General features: G+C 42.1%; 13 protein-coding genes and 2 tRNA genes. 8 read left to right on the top strand and 7 right to left on the bottom strand.

The window, feature by feature from the left end; all coding sequences use genetic code 11:
• Nucleotides 1-158: 158 nt before the first annotated feature.
• The 3 genes from B4J23_RS13060 to B4J23_RS13050 are packed head-to-tail and all read left to right on the top strand — an operon-like array spanning nt 159 to nt 1274.
• The gene (locus B4J23_RS13060) at nt 159-674 is read left to right on the top strand and encodes a PadR family transcriptional regulator (protein ID WP_291361182.1); all 516 of its coding nucleotides are present in this window, start codon (nt 159-161) and stop codon (nt 672-674) included.
• 9 nt (nt 675-683) lie between these two features.
• A complete protein-coding gene (locus B4J23_RS13055; RefSeq protein ID WP_291361181.1) occupies nt 684-995 on the top strand; it encodes a DUF3861 domain-containing protein in 312 nt (103 codons plus the stop codon).
• Nucleotides 996-1013: 18 nt separating this feature from the next.
• Nucleotides 1014-1274, top strand: coding sequence for a DUF2798 domain-containing protein (locus B4J23_RS13050; RefSeq protein WP_034704953.1), 261 nt, complete (start codon nt 1014-1016; stop codon nt 1272-1274).
• 17 nt (nt 1275-1291) lie between these two features.
• On the opposite strand, the gene B4J23_RS13045 is transcribed toward B4J23_RS13050, so the two are convergent.
• Both B4J23_RS13045 and B4J23_RS13040 read right to left on the bottom strand, forming a co-directional pair.
• Nucleotides 1292-1642: a thioredoxin family protein gene (locus tag B4J23_RS13045; RefSeq protein WP_291361178.1), complete on the bottom strand. Its 351-nt coding sequence runs from the start codon at nt 1640-1642 to the stop codon at nt 1292-1294.
• 24 nt (nt 1643-1666) lie between these two features.
• Nucleotides 1667-2107, bottom strand: coding sequence for an N-acetyltransferase (locus B4J23_RS13040; RefSeq protein ID WP_291361176.1), 441 nt, complete (start codon nt 2105-2107; stop codon nt 1667-1669).
• Between the two features lie 129 nt (nt 2108-2236).
• Here B4J23_RS13040 and B4J23_RS13035 point away from each other — a divergent pair, with 129 nt between their 5' ends.
• The 3 genes from B4J23_RS13035 (at nt 2237) to B4J23_RS13025 (ending at nt 4710) form a co-directional block, all read left to right on the top strand.
• Nucleotides 2237-3229 carry an NAD(P)H-quinone oxidoreductase gene (locus tag B4J23_RS13035; RefSeq protein WP_291361174.1) on the top strand — a complete coding sequence of 331 codons (993 nt, stop codon included), beginning with the start codon at nt 2237-2239 and terminating at the stop codon, nt 3227-3229.
• Nucleotides 3230-3466: 237 nt separating this feature from the next.
• A complete protein-coding gene (locus B4J23_RS13030) occupies nt 3467-3700 on the top strand; it encodes a hypothetical protein (protein ID WP_291361172.1) in 234 nt (77 codons plus the stop codon).
• Between the two features lie 104 nt (nt 3701-3804).
• Nucleotides 3805-4710 (top strand): helix-turn-helix transcriptional regulator, encoded by a 906-nt coding sequence (locus B4J23_RS13025; protein WP_291361170.1) that lies wholly within the window; start codon nt 3805-3807, stop codon nt 4708-4710.
• A gap of 131 nt (nt 4711-4841) precedes the next feature.
• Here the strand turns inward: B4J23_RS13025 and B4J23_RS13020 are convergent.
• A tRNA-Leu gene (locus B4J23_RS13020) sits at nt 4842-4927 on the bottom strand.
• A gap of 11 nt (nt 4928-4938) precedes the next feature.
• A tRNA-Cys gene (locus tag B4J23_RS13015) sits at nt 4939-5012 on the bottom strand.
• A gap of 153 nt (nt 5013-5165) precedes the next feature.
• Here B4J23_RS13015 and folD point away from each other — a divergent pair.
• Both folD and B4J23_RS13005 read left to right on the top strand, forming a co-directional pair.
• A complete protein-coding gene (gene folD, locus B4J23_RS13010; RefSeq protein ID WP_004782941.1) occupies nt 5166-6014 on the top strand; it encodes a bifunctional methylenetetrahydrofolate dehydrogenase/methenyltetrahydrofolate cyclohydrolase FolD in 849 nt (282 codons plus the stop codon).
• A 263-nt stretch (nt 6015-6277) separates the two neighbouring features.
• Nucleotides 6278-6946 (top strand): class I SAM-dependent methyltransferase, encoded by a 669-nt coding sequence (locus tag B4J23_RS13005; protein ID WP_125278727.1) that lies wholly within the window; start codon nt 6278-6280, stop codon nt 6944-6946.
• A gap of 56 nt (nt 6947-7002) precedes the next feature.
• Here the strand turns inward: B4J23_RS13005 and B4J23_RS13000 are convergent, their stop codons facing one another.
• The 3 genes from B4J23_RS13000 to B4J23_RS12990 form a co-directional block, all read right to left on the bottom strand.
• Entirely contained in the window at nt 7003-7425 is a 423-nt protein-coding gene (locus B4J23_RS13000) for a hypothetical protein (protein WP_171431238.1), read from the bottom strand.
• A gap of 136 nt (nt 7426-7561) precedes the next feature.
• Nucleotides 7562-8914 carry an MFS transporter gene (locus tag B4J23_RS12995; RefSeq protein WP_218949106.1) on the bottom strand — a complete coding sequence of 451 codons (1353 nt, stop codon included), beginning with the start codon at nt 8912-8914 and terminating at the stop codon, nt 7562-7564.
• Nucleotides 8915-9270: 356 nt separating this feature from the next.
• Nucleotides 9271-10021 (bottom strand): phosphoenolpyruvate carboxykinase domain-containing protein (locus B4J23_RS12990; protein WP_291361167.1); only part of this gene is annotated, 751 nt, incomplete at its 5' end.

Raw genomic sequence — 10021 nt, 5'->3', positions numbered from 1 at the left:
CTCCACTGAGAAAATGGCTTTATAAGGAAGGATTTTTTCACAAGTATTTCTTGCCTATTTTTTCTTCTTAAATTTAACTTTTATTGCTTCACTTGAAATAAATTCAATATTATCTATGATAAGATATATCTTAATTAAATTTAAGATATATCTTTTGTATGTCTAGAACTTTTGATTTTGCATTAATAGAAGAGCGAGAAAACTCTCTAAAACCTCGCAAACGCCTCTTTGAAGCAGGCGAAATGAAACTGCTTGTGCTGCATTTTATTGCTCAAGCGCCCAAGTACAGCTATGACATTATTAAAGAAGTGGCTGCTTTGGTTGGTGGGAGCTATAAGCCGAGTACAGGCACGATCTGCCCGACGATTAACTATCTTGAAGAACAGCAATATACCCAAGTGATCATGAGTGTGGATGAACGTAAGCAATATCACATTACTGATAAAGGTCGTGAGCATCTGAAAGATAATCAGGAAACTCTACAAAGAGTTCTTAGCCGTTTTGAAACCCGTCGCCGCATTCAAGAAGATGAGCGCTATATCGATATCCATAATTCAATTGAAAGCCTGAAAGCTTCACTACGATTTAAACTGCAAAATGAACTTCGTCCAGAGCAGATCAGTGATATTGCTGCCCAGATTGAACAGGCTGCAATTAATATCCGTCAACTGTAGGAGCGGGACATGAAACAACATCAATATGAAGTGACTGTTAAACATCTGGCTGATGCTCAAGGTAATCCATCCACTTATACTGAGGAGCTACAGTTTCAGGTGGGTAATCACGATGACATCTTTAAAATACTGGAAAAACTTCAAGCCAGTCAGTTGTTGGATGGGGAAAGTACCAAGGCATTTGCTGTTGGCTTAAAACTGTTTAGTGAAGTCATGCTGGAAAATAAAGAATTACCACTCTTCAAGGAATTCATGCCGCAATTTACCCAGTTTATGAAATCCCTGAAACAGACAGTAAAAGCGCAAAGTGAAAAACAGTAAGTATTCTAAAGGTCATTTATGAAAAAGAATCTCCCAAAATTTCACCCAAAACATCTGAACTGGTTAATGCCCTTAATCCTTTCCGGCATTATGAGCGGTGCGATTTCCTGCTTTAATATGCTGCTGAATAAAGGTTGGAGCGATGCGTTTATCTCGCTATGGTTACATGCTTGGGGGCTGTCATGGCTGGTGGCATTTCCACTGATTCTGCTTGTATTGCCGCTGGTACGCAAATTCCTGATGCAGTTTGTGCAGATGTCAGATCAATCTGCTAAATAAGAAATTGCTTATTCGAATCAGTCGGAATCGGATGACTTATTCAGAACTTGAGACAAAATAGATTTCATTTCAGACAAGCTTTTCACACCCGCAATACGATGAATAATCTGGCTATTTTTAAAGATTAGAGTGGAAGGCAAGCCATAGACATTATAGCGTAAGGTCAGAATCGGTGATTGATCGACATTGATTTTACCGAACTTAATTTCTGGATCATGCCCAGCATATTGTGTTGTCAGTTCCTCAAAAACTGAAAAATTCTGTACGCAGGGCTTGCACCAGTCAGCATAGAAACGGATCACAGCAAAGCCTTCAAACCATTCGAAGTCACTGTAATTATCTTCATTGTAGGGGATGACTGCTGACATGAATTTGCTCTCATCATTTCAAAATTAAGATTTAAACCAGCTCATAGTGAGTTCAGCCTGACCGGTATTCTCATCGATTCCTTGATTGATCACCTTAAAACCCTGCTTTTGGTAAAAATGAACTGCTGATGTATTTGCAGCATAGACATTTAAATGCAGCTGATTACATTGCTGTTTTAAGAAATTAACTAAACGGCGGCCATAGCCAGCACCTTGCTGCTCAGGATCAATGAAAAGTGCAGCTAATATATTTTCCGATTTTAATAATGAAACAAAGCCAAGCACCGTATGATTTTCTTTAAGGACATAGTTTTCTGCCAGAGGTAGGTATTGATCCCGCATTGGAAGCAGCTGATTTTCCCAATAACTAGCAGGAATAAAATCATGTGCCTTTAAAGAAGCTTTGAACCAGATTTCAAGAATAGCGTCGATATCCTCGGTTTTCGCTTTTGTAATTATTGTCATCAGTGGTCTTATATCAATTTACTAAATAGGCAGCTGATTATACATAAGTCCATGCTGTTTCAATCCATAGCATTTCTATGTTCAAATAAGTTCGAAAAATACGAAACGTGAATATTAGGGAAAGAATCCATGACGCAACATAGCATGCAACAAGTCATCATTACAGAACCAGGTGATGTAGAGAAACTCGCTTATGAAACCGTTGCCATCCCTGAACCTAAAGCAGACGAAGTGCTAGTCAAGGTACATGCTTTCGGGATTAACCGTCCGGATATCTTGCAGCGTCAGGGCTTGTATCCAATGCCTAAGGGAGTGACTCCGGTACCGGGTCTGGAAGTTGCCGGTGAAGTGGTTGCAGTCGGGAGTAAAGTAAGCCAGTTTAAAGTAGGTGACAAAGTCTGCGGTCTGACCAATGGCGGTGGTTATGCAGAATATAGCGTCGTGCCTGAAAGCCAGACTTTAAACATTCCTGAAGGTGTGAGTTTTGTACAGGCTGCGGCGATTCCGGAAACCTTTTTCACTGTTTGGGCAAATGTGTTCCAGATGGGTAAGGCTAAGGCAGGAGAGACTGTACTGATTCATGGCGGAACTAGCGGAATCGGAACCACGGCCTTAATGCTGTGCAAATCTCTAGGCATCAAAACCTTCGCGACAGCAGGCAGTGATGAAAAAATTCAGGCGATTTCACATCTGACCACAGGAATCAATTACAAGACCCAAGACTTTGAGCAGGTCATCAATGAAGCTACGGATAATGCCGGTGTAGATGTGATTCTGGATATGGTGGGTGCGCCGTACCTAGAGAAAAATCTGAATCTGCTGCGTCGTGATGGCCGTCTGGTGTATATCGCCTTCCTGGGTGGTGCTAAGGCTAAGGATGTAAAATTGGGTCAAATCATGATGAAACGTTTGACCATTACCGGCTCCACCATGCGTGCACGCAATACGGCTGAGAAAGCTGAAATTGCCCAAGGACTGAAAGAGCATGTGACACCACTCTGGGCAAAAGGTGAATGTTTACCGATGATCTATCAAACCTTCAAGTTTGACCAGATTCAGGATGCGCATGCAGCGATGGATACAGGTGAACATATTGGTAAGATTGTGGTGGAAATCATCTAATTATTCTTGTGATAGAAATGCTAAAAGCCAACTTTTGTTGGCTTTTATTTTGCATAAAAAACGATAACTAATTTAAATTAATTGCTTGAAATAGGGATATAAATTTTAAAAAACGGTAAAAAGTGTCGGTTGTTCGACACAACCTGTCAAAACTGAGGAGTAAATTAGCGCTTAAATATAATCTGACTAAATTGTTTGGTATTAGATGAAATGTCACGTATTAAAAGGAAGTATATTATGAAGATAGTGTCGACCCCTTATACGCATGAACATGGCTTTCGTGCATTGAAGCGTTTGCATAAAGCGATTATCCGTAATCAGTTACTTCGTTCCGACTTACACAAGCTGTATCAAGCCATGTTGCATCTGGAACGCTATATGGAACGGCTGAGCCACTCACACCGAAACCACACTACAAACGTCGTAAAAAATCTTAAATACCCCTTGCCTATTAGCCTTAAGTTGAAGTGAATAACTCTAATCTCCTTTTTATTTGGCTGTATAATTTTCCCATAATTTAAAAATTCTAAGCAGATGATTCATTGTGCTGCACAAGCGGCATGAAGAGGGTATTTATGAAGGGCAATGCGTCAACGCATGAGCGCCTCGCAGACCGTTTGGCAAATATTTTAACCAAACTTAATATAGGGCATCAGTTGAGTGTACAGGAGCTGGCACGAGAATTTCAGGTCAGCACCCGTACCATTGAGCGTGATTTTGTTCGTCTGAATGCGTATTTACCGCTCATACAGGATGAAAATACCAAACGCTATTATCTTGAGCCTTCATATTTAGGGCGTTTCAAGTTACAGGATATCCAGAATTTTGCACAGTTGTCCGGAATCAGTGAGCTGTATCCGGCACTGGATATGTCTTTTATTCGTGAATTGTTGGATGAGCGGGCAAATCAGGTATTTTCGGCAAAAGGCTATTATTTTGAAGATGCCAAACAGTTTGCCGAGCATTTCAAGTTGCTTGCAGGGGCGATCTACAAACGGCAGCAGATTGAGCTGCAATATTCCGATCAGGTACGGATCATCCAGCCATATCGATTGATTCATCATCATGGCATCTGGTATCTGGCCGGTGTCACTGAAGCTGAGCTTAAAACCTATCGTTTAAGTCAGTTGCAGGAAGTTAAACTGGTTTTTGAAAATGAAAGCTTTGAGCATGATCCTGAAGTTCTGAAAATGCTGGCAGATGAAGACAGCATCTGGTTTGGCCAGCAAAAACAGCAGGTTTTGATGAAGGTGCAACCTGAAGTCACGGTATTTTTTAAAGAGCGCCGTTTATTTCCGGAACAGCAGATCGAACAGGAATCAGAGTCTGGAGAATTGTTGATTAGTTGTCAGATTCGTCATGAAATGCAGTTGCTGCCACTGGTACGTTACTGGCTACCACATGTAAAGATCATTAAACCGATTCATTTTCAGGAAAAACTGGAACAGGATCTGGAAGGTTATTTACGCTCTGCTGGATAATATTTTGAAAGTAGAGCAGGTTGGCGAATGCTTATAGAATTCTATTGAGAATTAGATTTAGCAAATTACAGGCATAAAAAAACCAGCTTTCGCTGGGTTCTTTATTTGCACCATCTTCAGTAGTAGAAGAATGGTGCCCGAGGCCAGACTCGAACTGGCACGCTTTGTGGGCGGGGGATTTTAAATCCCCTGTGTCTACCGATTTCACCACTCGGGCTTTAACAAGATTGGAGGCGGAGGTCGGAATCGAACCGGCGTCCACGGAGTTGCAGTCCGCTGCATGACCACTCTGCCACCCCGCCGCGTCTTGTTGATGCGTATATTATCAAGCTCTGAAAAAAAAACAATAGGATATTCATTTGTATGCGCATAAAAACAGCATATGGCGGAAAATATTCAGAATTATCATGTAGAATGTGCAAAATTGATTCATATCAACACTTGGGAGAAGTGCCGTGGCATTAGTTCTAGACGGTCGTGCATTAGCGAAGCAAATTGAAGCTGACTTGTTAACTCGCGTAGAAGCGCTGAAAGCAAAGTCAGGTCGTACTCCAATTCTTGCGACTATTTTGGTGGGTGACGATGGCGCATCTGCAACTTATGTACGTATGAAAGGCAATGCTTGCCGCCGTGTTGGTATGGATTCATTAAAAGTTGAGCTTCCAAAAGAAACGACTACTGAAGAATTGCTTGCTGAAATTGAAAAATTGAATGCAAATCCGGATGTTCACGGTATTCTTTTACAACACCCAGTACCTGCGCAAATTGATGAGCGTGCTTGTTTCGATGCAATCTCGCTTGAAAAAGACGTAGATGGTGTGACTTGTCTGGGCTACGGTCGTATGGCGATGGGTGAAGCAGCTTACGGTTCTGCTACTCCTGCAGGTATCATGACCATCCTGAAAGAAAACAATATTGAAATCGCAGGTAAACATGCGGTAGTGGTTGGTCGTTCTGCGATTCTGGGTAAACCAATGGCAGCAATGTTGCTTGAAGCGAATGCTACAGTGACCATTTGCCATTCACGTACTCAAAACCTGCCTGAATTTGTAAAACAGGCTGACATCATTGTGGGTGCGGTGGGTAAAGCTGAACTGATCCAGAAAGACTGGATCAAACCAGGTGCAGTGGTTGTAGATGCTGGTTTCCACCCACGTGATGGCGGCGGTGTAGGCGATATTCAATTAGTTGGTATCGAAGAAGTTGCTTCTGCTTATACCCCAGTTCCGGGTGGTGTAGGTCCTATGACGATTACAACTTTAATTCGTCAAACTGTAGAAGCTGCTGAGAAAGCTTTGGGTTAATTGAAATTTTAATTAGTTACGGCGGAGTTGTATCGTCGTGACTATAGATGTAAGAAGCTCATTCGTTACTTTTGTTTCGGCAAAAGTAACCAAAACCATTTGTCATTCGCAGAACTCGTCATATTTCTTTTGCGTGGTTGATGTGTCGCAAAAACAGGACGAATTAGATTTCAGTCTGCCTCGAACAGCTGCGAATGACGTGGTCATGTATCCGATTAATGTATAAATTCCAATAAAGATATTTTCGCATCAAGGCTTTCTTCATGAGCTGTACTTTCCAATTTCCTAAAGCCCCTGAGCATTTACTTCAAGCCTTACACCAAGTTATTCCTAATTGTGAACTGATGGCACAGCAGCTACCAGAAACACCGATTTCACTCTGGCTGATTCCACCAGTCTTTCCGACAGACAAACTAGATGATGAAGTGATTCGCCGGATCTGGAATGATACGCCGTACTGGATCTTCTGCTGGGCATCTGGACTGGCAATGGCACAGTGGTTGCTGGCAGAGCCACATCATGTCAAAGACAAGGTGGTACTGGATTTTGGTGCTGGTTCCGGTGTAGTTGCTATTGCAGCGAAAATGGCAGGAGCCAAACGTGTGATCTGTTGTGATATCGATCAGGTCAGTCTGAATGCCTGTCGTGCCAATGCTGAGCTAAATGATGTTGAGCTGGAATATCTGGATGATCTCTATAAAGCAGAACAGGTGGATATACTGCTAGCGGCAGATGTACTCTATGATCAGTGCAACCGTTTCTTCCTGGATGAATTCCTGAAATTTGCACCCGAGGTCTGGGTGGCAGATAGCCGGGTGAAAAACTTTAGTCATCCACAATATCTCAAACTGGATGAACGCAGTGCAACCACTTGGCCAGATCTGGATGAATCACCAGAATTCCGCAATGTCAACTTTTATCGAACTAAATAACATCCAAGAATTGAAAAAGAAAAAAGGGCATCAAGCCCTTTTTTTATGCTCTGTTTTTATGAGCAGGTATAGCGAATCACACGTACAGTGGTAGGGCGGGCTTCTAATGCCTCTCGGGCACCCGGATTTTCACTGTTATATAAATCAGGTGTATTACTCAAACTGATCTGGGTGCGACTATCCCCGAGTTGACGGCCATACTGAACCTGTTCAGGAGTTGGGTTAACTATTTCCTGACTGTTGATAATCTGGATATTATAGCTTTTAGTGGTTCCAAGGACTTGTCTGCAAGCAGCCTGTAATCTGTTCTCATCCTGACTTGGTCGTCCAGCTAATGTATAGCTTAAGGTTGCAGAATTTTCTGAACGTTCCAGAATTTCATAACCGGTCTGACCGTTAAATTGTTGAGGTGCCGTCTGACATGCTGTCAGGCCTAAAGTGCCGATAGTTAAACCGAGTAAAAAAACTGTTTTTTTCATCATGATGATTTCCTGTATTTTTATCAGACAAGTATGCCATAGCAACGAAATAGCGGAATGGCAGTAAACATAAAATTCCAATAAAAAAGCTTTCCGAATGTTTCCATCCGGAAAGCTCCTAAAGCAATACAGTTACTTAGTCATCAGTAATCATGCTGTGCTTTTTAGTGTCTTTCATAAAGACATAAGTGAGCAGCGACAGGCCAATCATAAAAGTAATGTAATAGAAGAAGTAGTTTTCATGGCCGGCATTTTTAAAGCTTAAAGCCACCAGTTCTGCTGTACCCCCAAATAGTGTATTGGCAATCGCATAAGGCAAAGCTACGCCTAAGGCACGGATATGGGCAGGGAATAGCTCAGCTTTCACTACGGCATTAATCGCTGTGTAACCAGTCACAATCACCATACCACTCATACATAACATGAATGCGGTTGTTGGGTTGGTAGTTGAGCCTAAGCCATTAAAGATAGGAATGGTAAATAGTACACCAAGCACACCAAAAGCAATCATGATTGGCTTACGGCCGATCTTGTCAGAAAGTGCACCAATCACAGGTTGCAAGAGCATGAATACAAAGATCGCAAGAGTCGTGATTTCAGTCGCTGTGGTTTTTTCAAATCCTGAGGTGTTCACCAGATATTTCTGCAAATAAGTAGTGAAAGTATTGAAAGCTAAAGTACCACCTGCAGTTAGCATGATCACGGTAAATGCCTGTTTAGGATATTTAGTGAATAAAGCTAAGGCACCGGATTTAGGGCCACCTTTTTTCGCCTGTTCAACAGCCTGTTTTGAAGATTGCGTTTCTACCAGACCGCGACGGATCCAGAACACCACAATCGCTAAGAATGCACCAATCAGGAAGGGAATACGCCAGCCCCATTCAGTGAGTTGTGCTTCAGTCAAAGTGCGTTGTAGGAAGATCAAGACACAGAGTGCCAATAGTTGACCTGAGATCAGGGTCACATACTGGAAGCTTGAATAGAAACCACGATGATTTTTACCTGCCATTTCAGTCAAGTAAGTGGCACTTGAACCGTATTCACCACCTACACTCAAACCTTGTAACAAACGAGCAAATAACAGCAGCGCAGGGGCGAGCATGCCCACTGAATCATAGGTGGGTGCACAGGCAATAATCAAGGAACCTACACACATTAGAGAAACGGATAGGGTCAAACCTGCTTTACGACCTTTGCGGTCAGCGTAAATTCCCATAATCCATGCGCCAATCGGACGCATCAAGAAACCAAGTGCGAATACAGCAGCAGCCTGAAGAAGTTTGACGGTATTGTCGCCATTAGGGAAGAACTGTGAAGCGAAATATAAGGTAAAGGCTGCATAAACATACCAGTCGTACCATTCGACCAGGTTACCTGCAGAACCACCGAGAATAGATTTAACCCGTGTTTTACGATCAAGCTGCGGTGTAGCAGCTTCAGGAAGTGGCTGATTCACAACATTGCTCCAAAGGAATGCTGTAAAACACATCTTTTTTAAATTTTCATTGCTATAAAATCTAAAAAGTTATGTTTTAGTGAGAGAGAAAGTGAGGAGATTTCATATACTTATACGCCTCCAAGTTTTCTCTTTTTATAGGACTTTAGTCTTAATAAATAATGTAGTTTTCAAATATTTTTATAAAACATAAATTTACCATTTGTTTAGAGTAATTGCTTGATTTTTATATTGGATTAACTGGTTAAATGCTGTTCTTTAAGGAGATTAATGAACAGTAAATGTGGTTTTTTATTTAGATGTAAAACAGATTAAACGATTGGCTTTAACCTTATCTTAAGGTAATAAAAAAGGCCGCTTACGCGACCTTTTTAAAATTAAATCAGCAATTAAGCAGATTTAACCGCTTCAAGAAGTTCAGCTTGGCGTTTTTTCAATGCTTCTGGAAGGCGATCGCCCAATTTGTTGAACAATTCAGTGTGGCTTTCAAGTTCTTTGATCCATTGATCTTTGTCTTGAGAAGTTACCAGGTCAAACTGTTCTTTAGTGAAATCAGAACCAGTCCAGTTTAGCTGTTCGTAAGTAGGTACGCGGCCGATTGGAGTTTCAACAGCATCAGCACGACCTTCACAACGATCGATGATCCACTCAAGAACACGCATGTTTTGACCGAAACCAGGCCATACGAAGTTACCTTCAGCATCACGACGGAACCAGTTCACGTTGTAGATACCAGGAAGTTTGTTACCAGCAGCAGCAGCTTTTTCGCCAACTTTCTCACCCATTTCTAACCAGTGAGTGAAGTAGTCAGCCATGTTGTAGCCAGCAAATGGAAGCATCGCAAACGGATCGCGACGAACGATACCTTGTTGACCAACAGCAGCAGCAGTCGTTTCAGAACCCATGGTTGCAGCTTTATAAACACCATCAACCCAGTCAAATGCTTCTGAAATTAGAGGCACTGTGTCTGCACGGCGACCACCGAAGATGAACGCTGAAATTGGAACACCCGCTGGATTTTCCCAATCAGCATCGATAGAAGGGCATTGACCCGCAGCAACGGTGAAGCGAGCATTCGGGTGAGCTGCTTTTTCTTCGCCAGTGTGTGGTTGACCTTTCCAGTTAGTCAGGTTTGCAGGT

The organism is Acinetobacter sp. UBA3025 (assembly GCF_002367915.1).
Classification (GTDB): Bacteria; Pseudomonadota; Gammaproteobacteria; order Pseudomonadales; family Moraxellaceae; genus Acinetobacter.
This window is presented reverse-complemented; position numbering and strand designations above follow the sequence as displayed.